Here is a 12,527-nt window from a genome sequence, read left to right as displayed (position 1 = left end):
ACCCCAGAAGAACCGCCGGGACGATCTTCATGGCGAGCCCCGTCGAACATGCGAGCTTCCTGCCGCCGGTCCTGACCTTCCTGACGGCGGCGGTGATCGGCGTCCCGGTGTTCCGGCTGATCGGCCAGAGCGCCGTGCTCGGCTACCTCGTGGCCGGCGTGCTGATCGGCCCCTCCGGCCTGTCGCTGATCGCCGAGCCCGACACGGCGGCCAGCGTCGCCGAGATCGGCGTGGTGCTGCTGCTGTTCATCGTCGGGCTGGAATTGCACCTGTCGCAGCTTGTCTCGATGCGCCGCGACATCTTCGGCCTCGGCACCGCGCAGCTCGTCGCCTGCGCCCTCGTGCTCGGCGGCGCCGGCGTGCTGGCGGGCCTGAGCTTCGGCGCGGCCGCGGTGATCGGCCTCGCGCTGGCCCTCTCGGCCACCGCGGTGGCGCTCCAGCTTCTGGAGGAGCGGGGCGACCTCGGCAGCGCCTACGGGGGCCGCGCCTTCGCGGTGCTGCTGTTCCAGGACCTCTCGGTGGTGGGCATCCTGGCGCTGATGCCGCTGCTCGCCTCGGCGGGCGGCGCGACCGATGCCTCCTGGCTCGGGGAGGCCGCTGTCTCCACCGGCAAGGCGCTGGCGGCGATCCTCACCGTGGTGGTGGTCGGCCGCTATGGCCTGAACCCGTTCTTCCGGCTGCTGGCGGCGAGCGGCGCCCGCGAGGTGATGACCGCCGCGGCCCTGCTGGTGGTGCTCGGCACCGCGCTGCTGATGGAGCAGGTCGGCCTGTCGATGGCGATGGGCGCCTTCCTCGCCGGCATCCTGCTCGCGGAATCGAATTTCCGCCACCAGCTCGAGGCCGATATCGAGCCGTTCCGCGGCATGCTGCTCGGCCTGTTCTTCATGAGCGTCGGCATGTCGATCGACGGCACCCTCGTGCGCGAGGTCTGGCCGGCCCTGTTCGGCGCGACGCTCGGGGCGATCCTCGTCAAGGTCGCCCTGGTGGCCGGCCTGTTCCGGCTGTTCGGCTCCGACACCCTCGGGGCCCTGCGCGGCGCCGCCGTCCTGGCGCCGGCCGGCGAATTCGCCTTCGTGCTGCTGCCCCAGGCCGAGGAACTGGGCCTCACGGGCGCCAAGGCGACGCGCTTCGCCGTGGCGCTCGCCGCGCTGACCATGCTGATCGGCCCGATCGCCGCCAAGGGCCTCGACAAGCTGATCGAGCGGCGCAACGCGCGGACCACGCACGCGCTGGAGGCGCCCTCCACCGAGCTGTCCGAGAGCGGCGAGGCCCGGGTTCTGGTGATCGGCTTCGGCCGCTTCGGGCAGTTGCTGACGCAGGTGCTGCTCGCCGAGGGCATCACCGCCACCGTCATCGACAAGGACGTGGAGCAGCTGCGCGCCGCCTCGCGATTCGGCTTCCGGATCTATTACGGCGACGGCACCCGGCTCGACGTGCTCCGCGCCGCCGGGATCGGCCGGGTCGAACTGGTCTGCATCTGCGTCGACGACCGGGAGGGCGCCCTCAAGATCGTCGACATCGTGCACGAGGAGTTCGCGGACGTGCGTACCTTCGTGCGTGCCTACGACCGGCTGCACGCCGTGGAGCTGATGAACCGGGACGTGGACTACCAGATCCGCGAGACTGCCGAATCGGCCCTCGCCTTCGGTCGGGCGGCGCTCGAAGGACTCGGCCTGTCGCCGGAGGCCGCCCTGGCGCGGACCGACGATGTGCGCAAGCGCGACATCGCCCGCCTCGTCCTGCAGCAGGCGGGCGCCCTGCCGGACGGCTCCAGCTGGATGCGCGGGGCCGCCGCGGGACTGAAGCCCGAACCGCTGACCGCCCCCGTCCGGCCCGCCCGCGCGCTCAACACCGAGACTCGCGACCTCGTGGGCGGCGAGCGGCGCGAGGCGGCCGAGCGGCTCCTCGAGAAGCCCGCCCTCGCCCCGCAGGAAGGCGAGGCCGCCGAGGCCGAGGGCGACGAGGCGGAGCTGGAAGCGGAAGGCAGCGCCCGGAATGCGTGACGCTCCGGATGTCTGACGGTCCGCCTTCGGCCGGCCCGCTCCAGGCGGAGACCGGCCGCTTCGTCACCGGCTCCATCCTCCGGCACGTCCTGGTGATGGCCGCCACCGGTTCGGTGGGGCTGATGGCGATCTTCGTCGTCGACCTCCTGTCGCTGCTCTACGTCTCGAAGCTCGGCGACCCGAACCTGACCGCGGCGGTGGGCTTCGCCGGCATCGTGCAGTTCTTCGCCACCGCGGTGAATATCGGCCTGATGATCGCCGCCGGGGCGCTCGTCGGGAAGGCCGTGGGGGCCCGCGACCGGGCGGCGGCGCGCCGCCTCGCGAGTTCCGCGCTGACGCTGGGCAGCCTCGTGGCCGCTCTCATCGCGGTGCTGATCGCCGTCCTCGCCGACCCGCTCCTGAGCCTGATCGGCGCCCGCGGCGAGGCGCTGCGGGTGGCCGAGCTGTTCCTGCACATCACCCTGCCGTCGAACCTCCTGCTTGCCGCCGGCATGTTGTTCACCGGCCTGCTCCGCGCCGTCGGCGAGGCGCGGCAGGCGATGCTGGTGACCGTGTCCGGCGCCGTGGTCACCGCCATCCTCGATCCGCTGCTGATCTTCGGGGCCGGCCTCGGCGTCGAGGGCGCGGCGATCACCGTCTGCGTGGCGCGCGCCACCTTCGTGGTCGTGGGCCTGCGCGGGGTCACCCGCCACGGGCTCCTCGGCCGGCCGCGCCTCGCCGACCTGCCGGCCGACGCCGCCGCCCTGTCGGCGGTCGCGGGGCCGGCGGTGCTCACCAACCTCGCGCCCTCGGTGGCGAGCGCCTTCCTGGCGCGCCTGTTCGCCGGCTACGGGGCGGACGCGGTCGCGGCCGCGTCGGTGATCGACCGCCTGACGCCCGTGGCCTTCGGCGGCCTGTTCGCCCTGTCGGGGGCGATCGGCCCGATCCTCGCGCAGAACTGGGGCGCGGCCCGGTTCGACCGGATGCGCGGCGTCCTGCGGGAGGCGGTGCGGGTGACGCTCGCCTACGTGGCGATCGTCTGGCTCGGCCTGGCCCTCGCCCGCGGGCCGCTCGCGGCCCTGTTCGGCCTGCACGGGGTGGCGGCCGATTTGTTCGGCTTCTTCTGCCTCGTCGGCGGGGCGATCTGGTTCTTCAACGGGCTCCTGTTCCTGGGCAACGCCGCCTTCAACAACCTCGGCTTCCCCCTCCGCTCGACGCTGCTGAACTGGGGACGGGCGACGCTGGGCACGATCCCGCCCGCGATGCTGGGCGCCTCGCTCTACGGCCCCCGCGGCGTGGTCGCCGGGATGGGGCTCGGCTCGCTGGTCTTCGGGGCGCTCGGCATCCTGCTCGCCCGCCGCACCGTCGACCGCCTCGAAGGCTCCGGCCCGCGCGGCCGAGAGCCGGAGGGCGCTCCGGAGGCGCCGCTCCGGGACGCGCCGCTGCCGGCGGGCCACCCCCATCCGGGACCGGTGAGCTGAGTCGGAAATGACAAGGCGGCCCGGTTATCCAGGTCGCGCCGCATTCCCGGACACAAGTTCCGCGGGCAAGAACTGGTATTTCGCCGCGCAACGGGTCACGATGCCCTGCCCTGGTCGGTCCGACCGGGGCAGGATCGAGGCCGCATGTTCAACCCGCTCGAGATGTTCCAGGCCCAGGGCGAGGCCGGGCTGCAGACCATGGCCCAGCAATTCGGTCTGACGACGGATCAGACGGCCCGCGCCTTCGAGGCGCTGATGCCGGCCCTGACCCTCGGCCTCCAACGCAGCGTCGGCATGGACCCGGGTAGTTTCGCCCGCATGTTCGGCCTGGAGATGCCCCGGCCCGCGGCGCCGCAGGGCATCGACGCCCTGAGCCAGATGTTCGGCTCGGCCCAGTTGATGCAGGGAGTGCTGCGGCAGGCCTCGGCCACGAGCGGCGTCGGCGCGCAGGTCCTGCGCCAGATGCTGCCGATGATGGCGGGTGCCGTCGTGGCGAGCATCGTCCACGTGATGCTCAACCAGCCGCAGGCCGAGCTTGCGCAGGCGCGGCCGGCCGCGCCGCCGCCACCCGTGCCGTTCCCGTTCGGCCCCGCCTGGGCCGAGATGGCCAAGGCGTTCCTGCCCGCCGCGGAGCCCCCTGCCCCCACGGCGAAGCCCGCCTTCAAGCCCAAGCCCACGCCCAAGCCTACGCCGCCGGAAGCGCCGGTGGGCGAGGCCGGCTCCGACATGCTCAACCAGATGCTGCGCACGGGCGCCGAGGTCCAGGGCAACAACATCCGGGCGATGCAGGAGCTGTTCGAGACCTTCTGGCCCTCCGCGGGTGCGCCGAGCGAGGGCGCCGCCCCCGCTTCGGCTCCGCCCGATCCCGGCCCATCGGCCTCCGATCCCGCGACGCCCAGGTCCCGGCGCGGCCGCCCGCCCGGCGGGACCGGTTGACGCAGGCCGGCTGGCCGGGCGGCCGTTGACCCGGCTCTTCCGGAGCGCATGTCCCGTCGCCGAGGAGACGCCACGATGACCGACCACCTGACCGCCTGGCATGACCGCGCCGAGAGCGTCGCCGCGAACGGCGTCGCCAAGCGGGAGATCCCGGGCGCGGGCGCGAGCCTCGTGCGCGTCGTGGTGCCGGCGGGGATCTCGGCCCCGCGCCACAGCCACGATCACGAACAGTTCGTGCAGGTCGTCTCGGGCTCCGGCGTTCTGGAGACCGAGCAAGGCCGCAAGCCGTTCTCCGCAGGCAGCGTGTTCCACTTCCCCGCCGGAGCGTGGCATGCGGCCGCATTCGACACCGAGACGGTGCTGATCGAGACGAATGTCTCCGCGTGACGCCCGTTAGGTCGGGCCGTCTTCGACGCTTCAAGCGGAGGGTACGGCAGGGGAAGGGGTGTGCTTCGTCACGCGATCGGTCATTCGAGGGGCGAAGCGGAGCCCGGGCGTAGAGCCGCCGACGCGGCAGGTTCTGAGCTCTAAGGGGACCCGGCTCGTCTGCGCCGGCGCGGAATGAGAGCCGGGAATGCCCTTCGCTTCCTGAAACCGGTAATCCCCAGGCACACGAAGCCCTTCGACAGGAACTCTCTGCTGGACTGCGGCAAATTATTCTTGGACGCGGTCCAAAATGCCTGTGCTTGGCCTGAAGGTCCGGCCCGTGTAGGAATCGGTGCTTCAACGCCCGCCCGTGCACGCCGACGAAAGGCCGGGCATCGCCCCTACCAGAACAGAGGCAGACCATGAGCGCCGGTACCGCCGCCGACAAGCATTTCTCCAACAGCTTCTTCGCCGCCCCCCTCACGGACGCCGATCCCGAGATCGCTGAGGCGGTGGCCAAGGAACTCGGCCGCCAGCAGCACGAGATCGAGCTGATCGCCTCGGAGAACATCGTCTCTCGCGCCGTGCTGGAAGCGCAGGGCTCTGTGCTGACCAACAAGTACGCCGAGGGCTATCCGGGCCGGCGCTACTACGGCGGCTGCCAGTTCGTGGACATCGCCGAGGACCTCGCCATCGAGCGCGCCAAGCGCCTGTTCGATTGCGGCTTTGCCAACGTGCAGCCGAACTCGGGCTCCCAGGCCAACCAGGGCGTGTTCCTGGCCCTGATGCAGCCCGGCGACACCTTCCTCGGCCTCGACCTCGCCGCCGGCGGCCACCTCACCCACGGCGCCCCGCCGAACGTCTCGGGCAAGTGGTTCAAGCCGGTCTCCTACACGGTGCGCCGCGACGACCAGCGGATCGACATGGAGCAGGTCGCCCAGCTCGCGCAGGAGCACAAGCCGAAGGTGATCATCGCCGGCGGCTCGGGCTACCCGCGCCACTGGGATTTTGCGAAATTCCGCGAGATCGCCGACTCGGTCGGCGCCTACTTCATGGTCGATGCCGCGCACTTCGCCGGGTTGATCGCGGCCGGCGTGCACCCGTCGCCGTTCCCGCACGCCCACGTGGTCACCACCACGACCCACAAGACCCTCCGCGGCCCGCGCGGCGGCATGATCCTGACGAACGACGAGGCGCTCGCTAAGAAGTTCAACTCAGCGATCTTCCCCGGTCTCCAGGGCGGCCCGCTGATGCACGTGATCGCCGGCAAGGCCGTGGCCTTCGGCGAGGCGCTGAAGCCCGAGTTCAAGATCTACGCCCGTCAGGTGGTGGAGAACGCCAAGGCGCTCGCCGACACGCTGATCTCGGGCGGCTACGACATCACCTCGGGCGGCACCGACAACCACCTGATGCTGGTCGACCTGCAGCGGAAGGGCCTCACCGGCAAGGCGGCGGAAGCCGCGCTGTCGCGGGCGCACATCACCTGCAACAAGAACGGCGTGCCGTTCGACCCGCAGAAGCCGACCATCACGTCGGGCATCCGTCTCGGCACCCCGGCCGGCACGTCGCGCGGCTTCGGTGTCGCCGAGTTCAAGCAGATCGGCGGCTTCATCGTCGAGGTGCTGGACGGCCTCGCCGCCAAGGGTGAGGCGGGCGACAGCGCGGTCGAGGCCGACGTCAAGACCCGCGTCCACGCGCTCACCGACCGGTTCCCGATCTACGGCTGAGGCCGGGGGACGCCTGCGCGGGGCCGGCCTTCCGGGCCGGCCATGAGTGGATTAGGAAACGGCCGCGGATCATCGGTTCGCGGCCGTTTCCATGCCCGAGTAACAGACCCATGCGCTGTCCCTATTGCGGCGGCTCCGAGACCCAGGTGAAGGACTCGCGGCCCTCCGAGGACGGCGCCGCGATCCGCCGCCGCCGGGTCTGCCCGGACTGCGCCGGCCGTTTCACCACCTTCGAGCGAGTCCAGCTGCGCGAGGTCGTGGTGCTCAAGCGCTCGGGCAAGCGCGTGCCCTTCGACCGGGACAAGCTCCAGCGCTCCATCGACGTGGCTCTGCGCAAGCGCGCCGTCGACCCGGAGCGGATCGAGCGTCTGGTCAGCGGCATCACCCGGCAGCTTGAGAGCGCCGGCGAGCCGGAGGTGACCTCCGAGGCGATCGGCGAGCTGGTGATGGCGGGGCTCAAGGGCCTCGACGACGTCGCCTACGTGCGCTTCGCCTCGGTCTACAAGAATTTTCGCGAGGCCAAGGATTTCGAGACGCTGCTCGGGACGCTCGGCGACGGCACGCTGGCGCCCGATATCGAGCCGTCGCCCGAGCCGGAGCCCGAGGCGCCGCGCCGTCGCCGGTCCGCGCGCCCATGAGACCGGCGTCATGAGCGACGACGCGACCTTCATGCGCCTCGCCCTGGCGCTGGGCCGGCGCGGCCTCGGCACCACGTGGCCGAACCCGTCGGTGGGCGCCGTCGTGGTCGAGCCGGATACGGGGCGCATCCTCGGGACCGGGGCGACCGCGCAGGGCGGGCGCCCGCACGGGGAGCCCCTGGCGCTCGCGGCCGCCGGCGCGGCCGCCCGCGGTGCGACCCTCTACGTCACCCTGGAGCCCTGCTCCCATCACGGCCGCACGCCGCCCTGCACCGAGGCGATCCTGGCCGCCGGGGTCGCCCGGGTGGTCAGCGCGATCGAGGATCCGGACCCCCGGGTCGCGGGACGCGGCCACGCGCTCCTGCGCCAGGGGGGCGTGGCGGTCGAGACCGGGCTGATGCGGGCGGAGGCGGCGCGCGACCATCTCGGCCACGTCACCCGGGTGACGCGGGGCCGCCCGGCCCTGCACCTCAAGCTCGCCCGCACCCGGGACGGATTCTGCGCGGCCGCCGGACCGGAGCGCCTGCGGATCACCGGGCCGGTGGCCGATGGCGCGGTCCATCTCTGGCGGGCGCATGCCGACGCGATCCTGATCGGCATCGGTACGGCCCGCGCCGACGATCCGTCGCTCACCGTGCGGCTGCCGGGACTCACCCGGCGTTCACCCCTGCGGATCGTCCTCGACACGCACCTGCGGCTCACGCCGGCCAGCGTGCTGGCCCGGACCGCCCGCGACACGCCGACCCTGGTGCTCACCACGCGCTCCGCGCCAGCCCATGCCAGGCGCGCCCTGGAGGCGCTCGGCGTCGAGGTCGCCCTCGTCGCCGCCGACACGGCCGGCGGGATCGACCTGTCGGCCGCCCTGGCGCTTCTCGGTGCGCGGGGCCTGACCCGCCTGTGCAGCGAGGGCGGGCCCCGCCTTGCGGACGCGCTGGCGCGGGCCGATCTGATCGAGGCCTGCACGCTGGTCACCGGGCCGGCGGAACTCGGCCCGGCCGGCGGCCTGCCGGCGCTGGGGCCCGCCCTGACGGCGGCGCTGGCGGACGGCTTCCGGGAAGCCGAGCGGCTCCGCCTCGGACCCGACGAGGCCGTGACCTACGAACGCGACAGGACGTAAGCGATGTTCACGGGACTCGTCAGCGATGTCGGCACGGTGGTCTCGGTGGCGGGCGAAGGCGACCTGCGCCGGATCGTGATCCGCGCCTCCTACGATCCGGCCACGATCGCGCTGGGCGCCTCGATCGCCTGTTCCGGCCCCTGCCTCACGGCGGTGTCGGTGGAGCCGGCCGAAGGCGGCTGCGTCTTCGCGGTGGACGCCGCCGCCGAGACGCTGGCGCGCACCACGGTCGGCGCCTGGGCGGCGGGCACGCGGATCAACCTCGAACGCTCGCTGAAGATCGGCGACGAACTCGGCGGCCACCTCGTCACCGGCCATGTCGACGGCCTCGCCGAGATCGCGGCGCGCGAGAGCGTCACGGCCGATGCCTGGGGCGCCAGCGAGCGCTTCACCCTGCGCGCGCCTGCGAGCCTGGCCAAGTTCATCGCCGAGAAGGGCTCGGTCTGCCTCGACGGCACCTCGCTCACGGTGAATTCGGTCGAGGGCGACCTGTTCTCGGTGCTGCTCATCCCCCACACGCTGCAGGTCACCACCTGGGGTGAGCGGCGGCAGGGGGACCGGCTCAACCTGGAGGTCGATCTGATCGCCCGCTACGCTGCCCGGCTCGCCGAGGCGCGGTCCGGCTGATCCGGTCGACTTTGCGAGCGCAGCGAAGCAAGGACGGCGGACGGCGCCTCAGCGCGGCGGGATCGAGTAGGTGCCGGTGGCGTGGCAGACGAGGTCGGGGTTGCCCACGGCGGTGATCAGCACCTCGCCGACGGCCAGACGACGGCCGAGCTTGAGCAGGCGGCACTCCGCCAAGAGATCGCCCGAGGCGGGCTTGCGCAGGAAGTTGAAGCTGAGGCTCGTGGTCACGGCGAGCGCCACCGGGCCGATATTGGCGAGGATCGCCGCGTAGAGGGCGTAGTCGGCGAGCGCCATCATGGCCGGGCCCGACACGGTCGCGCCGGGGCGCAGGAAGCGTTCGTGAGCTTCGAGCCGCATCCGGGCCGAGAGCGGGCCGACATCTTCCAGATGGTAGGCGCGGCCGCCCGCCTGCATCTGGGGGAATTCGTGGTCGAGGAAGTCGCTGGTCTCGGCGAGGGTCAGGATCGTGGCGGTCATACGTGTTTGCAGCATGGCCGGGACAACGAGGCAATCACCCGAGGCCATTCCGAGCCAAACACCTCATCCTGAGGTGCCGGAGCGTCAGCGCAGGCCTCGAAGGAGCCCTCCAGGGATCGCGCGGCTGGCTGGAGGGCTCCTTCGAGGCCCGCTGCGCGGGCACCTCAGGATGAGGCGTACGGGTTGGATCCCTGTCAGAAGAAGATCGGCCGCGCGCTGGCGCCGATCTCGCCCAGCACCGTGCCGGTGGCCGGCTCGATTTCCTTGAGCACCACGTCGTAACCCCAGAGGTCGGCGAGGTGCTGCAGGACCCGCTTGGCGTCATCCTTCTGCAGGGTGATCCGGTTGATCGCCTTGTGGTGCAGGATCAGGCGCCGGTCGCCCTCAAGGTCCACATCCACCACCTCGATATCGGGATCGAGCCACGCCACGTCGTATTGGCGCGCGAAGGACCGGCGCAGCTTGCGGTAGCCGCGCTCGTCGTGGATCGCCTCGACCCGCAACTCCGGCTCCTCGGGGTCGTCGACCACGTGGAACAGGCGCAGGTCGCGCATCAGCTTGGGCGAGAGAAACTGCTGGATGAAGCTCTCGTCCCGGTAATTCTCCCAGCAGTCGCGCAGCACCGCCATGGCGTCGCCGGTGCCGGCTATGTCGGGGAACCACGCCCGGTCCTCCTCGGTCGGCTGCTCGGTGATGCGGGCGATGTCCTGCATCATGGCGAAGCCGATCGCGTAGGGGTTGTGGCCGCCGTAGGAGCGGTCGTCGTAGTTCGGCTGGCGGATGACGTTGGTGTGGGATTGCAGGAATTCGAGGTAGGCCGCCTCGGTGATCTGCCCGGATTCAGACAGAGCGTTCATGATCCGGTAGTGGCAGTAGGTGGCGCAGCCCTCGTTCATCACCTTGGTCTGGCGCTGCGGGTAGAAATACTGTGCCACGAGGCGGACGATGCGCAGGATCTCGCGCTGCCAGGGGCGCAGTCTCGGCGCGACCTTCTCGAGGAAATAAAGAATATTCTCCTGCGGCAGCTCCAGCAGCGCCTTGCGCCGCTCCGCCGCCACGTCCGGGCGCGCCGTGCCGATCTTCTGCGGCAGGGTCCGCCAGAGGTCGTTGTAGATCTGCTCGCCGTGCTCGATCCGCTCGCGCTCCCGTCGCTGCTCGGAGGCGAGGTCCGGCCGCTTCTTGCGCGGGTAGCGGTGGACGCCCTGGCTCATCAGCGCGTGGGCCGCGTCGAGCACCTGCTCTACCGCCTGGTGGCCGTAGCGCTCCTCGCAGCGGCTGATGAAGCCCTTGGCGAAGTCGAGGTAGTCCAGAATCCCTTCTGCGTCGGTCCACTGCCGGAACAGATAGTTGTTCTTGAAGAAGTGGTTGTGACCGAAGGCGGCGTGCGCGATGACCAGCGTCTGCATCGTCGCCGTGTTCTCCTCCATCACGTAGGAGATGCACGGATCGGAATTGATGACGATCTCGTAGGCAAGCCCCATCAGGCCGCGGCGGTAGCCGGCCTCGTGCTGGGCGAAGTGCTTGCCGAACGACCAGTGCTTGTAGAACAGCGGCATGCCGATCGACGCGTAGGCGTCGAGCATCTGCTCGGCCGTGATGATCTCGATCTGGTTCGGGTACCACGACAGGCCGAGCTGCGGCCCGGCCACCGCCTCGCAGGCGTCGTGGATGCGGCGGATCGTGTCGAAATCCCAGTCGTTGCCGGTGAACAGGGGCTTATCGACCTTCACGGCCGGCGCACTCACCTTGGATCGGCTCAGGCTGGTCACCATGAAAACCTCATCGCATTCTCCTCTCCCTTGTGGGGAGGGGACAAACCTACGCCTCCGCCTCGGCGCGGCCTTCCTTGCGGCCGAACAGCTCGCGGAAGACCGGGTAGATCTCCCGGCGGTGGTTGACCTTGCGCATCGCGATCGGGCCGCCGGCCTTGGCGATCGCCTCGTAGGTCCGCCACAGGGTGGTGCGGTGCTCCACGAAGCCGGCGCGGGGGCCGTTCTCGTCGCCCACCTCCAGGTAAGCGAAGTGCTGGCAGGCCGGCAGGATGTGCGACCGAAGCAGCTCCGTGGAGGTCGGCCCGTCCGAGGAGACGTTGTCGCCGTCCGAGGCCTGCGCCGCGTAGATGTTCCAGTCGTTGGGATCGTAGCGCTCGGCGATGATGCGCTTCATCTCGACCAGCGCCGACGAGACCAGGGTGCCGCCGGTCTCGCGGGAGCCGAAGAAGGTCTCCTCGTCCACCTCGGTCGCCCGGTCGGTGTGGCGGATGAACACGATCTCCACGTGCCGGTAGCGGCGCGTCAGGAAGATGTGCAGCAGGATGTAGAACCGCTTGGCGAGGTCCTTCATGTGCTCGGTCATCGAGCCGGATACGTCCATCAGGCAGAACATCACGGCCTGCGCGATCGGCCGCGGATAGGGCTCGAACCGGCGGAAGCGCAGGTCGATTGGATCGACGTAGGGGATGCGTTTCGAGCGCTCGCGCAGCTTGAGGAGCATCTGTTCCAAGTCGAGCCGCTCGGGATCGCCCTCGGACAGCGCGTCGAGCTTCGCCTCCAGGGCCGCCACCTCGTCGGGCTTGGGCCGCTTGAGGGCGATCCTCCGAGACATCGAGTTGCGCAGGGTGCGGGTCAGCGCGAGATTCGCCGGCGAGCCCGTCACCGTGTAGCCGGCCCGGCGCAGGCCCTCCGTCTCCACCACCGCGAGGCGGCGCTTGGCGAGGTCCGGAAGCTCCAGATCCTCGAGGAAGAGTTCCAGGAACTCCTCGCGGGTGAGCACGAAGCGGAACGCGTCCTCGCTGTTCTCGCCGCCCTCCCCGCCTTCGCCGGAGCCGCGCCCACCGCCACTGCCCGGCGGGCGCTCGATCGTGTCGCCCTCCACGTAGGTCTTGTTGCCGGGCAGGATGTGGTCCTGCAGCCCGGTGCCGGGCTGGCGGGAGAAGCGCGGCTCGCGCACGCCGTCGGCCGGCACGGTGACGCGGCCGTCCTTGCCCAGATCCTTGATGTCCTTCTCGCGGGCGGATTCGCGCACGGCGCGCTGGGCCACGTCCTTCACGCGGCGTAGGAAGCGCTGGCGGTTGGGGAGGCTCTTGCCGCCCGGGTTCAGACGTCGGTCGACGATGTGCATCCGCTGCAAAAACCCTCGTCCGCGTGTGCCGGCCGGGTCCGGACCCTGATCGTACC

General features: G+C 71.0%; 11 protein-coding genes. 8 read left to right on the top strand and 3 right to left on the bottom strand.

Features of this window, described 5'->3' with window-relative positions; genetic code table 11:
* The first annotated feature begins 29 nt into the window (after positions 1–29).
* The 8 genes from MMSR116_RS24265 to MMSR116_RS24230 all read left to right on the top strand — a co-directional run bounded on the left by MMSR116_RS24265 (position 30) and on the right by MMSR116_RS24230 (position 8,874).
* Positions 30–2,003: a monovalent cation:proton antiporter-2 (CPA2) family protein gene (locus MMSR116_RS24265; RefSeq protein ID WP_010681908.1), complete on the top strand. Its 1,974-nt coding sequence runs from the start codon at positions 30–32 to the stop codon at positions 2,001–2,003.
* An 8-nt stretch (positions 2,004–2,011) separates the two neighbouring features.
* Positions 2,012–3,463, top strand: a complete 1,452-nt coding sequence (locus MMSR116_RS24260; RefSeq protein WP_010681909.1) for an MATE family efflux transporter — start codon at positions 2,012–2,014, stop codon at positions 3,461–3,463.
* 144 nt (positions 3,464–3,607) lie between these two features.
* Positions 3,608–4,399: a DUF937 domain-containing protein gene (locus MMSR116_RS24255; protein WP_010681910.1), complete on the top strand. Its 792-nt coding sequence runs from the start codon at positions 3,608–3,610 to the stop codon at positions 4,397–4,399.
* 75 nt (positions 4,400–4,474) lie between these two features.
* A complete protein-coding gene (locus tag MMSR116_RS24250) occupies positions 4,475–4,786 on the top strand; it encodes a cupin domain-containing protein (protein ID WP_010681911.1) in 312 nt (103 codons plus the stop codon).
* A gap of 401 nt (positions 4,787–5,187) precedes the next feature.
* The gene (gene glyA / locus MMSR116_RS24245) at positions 5,188–6,492 is read left to right on the top strand and encodes a serine hydroxymethyltransferase (RefSeq protein ID WP_010681912.1); all 1,305 of its coding nucleotides are present in this window, start codon (positions 5,188–5,190) and stop codon (positions 6,490–6,492) included.
* 110 nt (positions 6,493–6,602) lie between these two features.
* Positions 6,603–7,130 (top strand): transcriptional regulator NrdR, encoded by a 528-nt coding sequence (gene nrdR / locus MMSR116_RS24240; protein ID WP_010681913.1) that lies wholly within the window; start codon positions 6,603–6,605, stop codon positions 7,128–7,130.
* Between the two features lie 10 nt (positions 7,131–7,140).
* The gene (gene ribD / locus MMSR116_RS24235) at positions 7,141–8,247 is read left to right on the top strand and encodes a bifunctional diaminohydroxyphosphoribosylaminopyrimidine deaminase/5-amino-6-(5-phosphoribosylamino)uracil reductase RibD (RefSeq protein ID WP_010681914.1); all 1,107 of its coding nucleotides are present in this window, start codon (positions 7,141–7,143) and stop codon (positions 8,245–8,247) included.
* 3 nt (positions 8,248–8,250) lie between these two features.
* On the top strand, positions 8,251–8,874 hold the full coding sequence (locus MMSR116_RS24230; RefSeq protein ID WP_010681915.1) for a riboflavin synthase: 624 nt from the start codon (positions 8,251–8,253) through the stop codon (positions 8,872–8,874).
* A 48-nt stretch (positions 8,875–8,922) separates the two neighbouring features.
* Here the strand turns inward: MMSR116_RS24230 and MMSR116_RS24225 are convergent, their stop codons facing one another.
* The 3 genes from MMSR116_RS24225 to MMSR116_RS24215 form a co-directional block, all read right to left on the bottom strand.
* Positions 8,923–9,351, bottom strand: a complete 429-nt coding sequence (locus tag MMSR116_RS24225) for a PaaI family thioesterase (RefSeq protein ID WP_039892120.1) — start codon at positions 9,349–9,351, stop codon at positions 8,923–8,925.
* 194 nt (positions 9,352–9,545) lie between these two features.
* Positions 9,546–11,123 (bottom strand): SpoVR family protein, encoded by a 1,578-nt coding sequence (locus MMSR116_RS24220; RefSeq protein ID WP_010681917.1) that lies wholly within the window; start codon positions 11,121–11,123, stop codon positions 9,546–9,548.
* Positions 11,124–11,169: 46 nt separating this feature from the next.
* Positions 11,170–12,471 (bottom strand): YeaH/YhbH family protein, encoded by a 1,302-nt coding sequence (locus MMSR116_RS24215; protein ID WP_010681918.1) that lies wholly within the window; start codon positions 12,469–12,471, stop codon positions 11,170–11,172.
* Positions 12,472–12,527: the final 56 nt, after the last annotated feature.

Source organism: Methylobacterium mesophilicum SR1.6/6 (assembly GCF_000364445.2).
Lineage (GTDB): Bacteria > Pseudomonadota > Alphaproteobacteria > Rhizobiales > Beijerinckiaceae > Methylobacterium > Methylobacterium mesophilicum_A.
This window is presented reverse-complemented; position numbering and strand designations above follow the sequence as displayed.

Bases quoted from the DNA above. Each gene is read 5' to 3' on its own strand.
- MMSR116_RS24265 (WP_010681908.1), top strand. From the start codon at position 30: ATGGCGAGCCCCGTCGAACATGCGAGCTTCCTGCCGCCGGTCCTGACC.
- MMSR116_RS24260 (WP_010681909.1), top strand. From the start codon at position 2,012: ATGTCTGACGGTCCGCCTTCGGCCGGCCCGCTCCAGGCGGAGACCGGC.
- MMSR116_RS24255 (WP_010681910.1), top strand. From the start codon at position 3,608: ATGTTCAACCCGCTCGAGATGTTCCAGGCCCAGGGCGAGGCCGGGCTG.
- MMSR116_RS24250 (WP_010681911.1), top strand. From the start codon at position 4,475: ATGACCGACCACCTGACCGCCTGGCATGACCGCGCCGAGAGCGTCGCC.
- glyA (WP_010681912.1), top strand. From the start codon at position 5,188: ATGAGCGCCGGTACCGCCGCCGACAAGCATTTCTCCAACAGCTTCTTC.
- nrdR (WP_010681913.1), top strand. From the start codon at position 6,603: ATGCGCTGTCCCTATTGCGGCGGCTCCGAGACCCAGGTGAAGGACTCG.
- ribD (WP_010681914.1), top strand. From the start codon at position 7,141: ATGAGCGACGACGCGACCTTCATGCGCCTCGCCCTGGCGCTGGGCCGG.
- MMSR116_RS24230 (WP_010681915.1), top strand. From the start codon at position 8,251: ATGTTCACGGGACTCGTCAGCGATGTCGGCACGGTGGTCTCGGTGGCG.
- MMSR116_RS24225 (WP_039892120.1), bottom strand. From the start codon at position 9,351: ATGACCGCCACGATCCTGACCCTCGCCGAGACCAGCGACTTCCTCGAC.
- MMSR116_RS24220 (WP_010681917.1), bottom strand. From the start codon at position 11,123: ATGGTGACCAGCCTGAGCCGATCCAAGGTGAGTGCGCCGGCCGTGAAG.
- MMSR116_RS24215 (WP_010681918.1), bottom strand. From the start codon at position 12,471: ATGCACATCGTCGACCGACGTCTGAACCCGGGCGGCAAGAGCCTCCCC.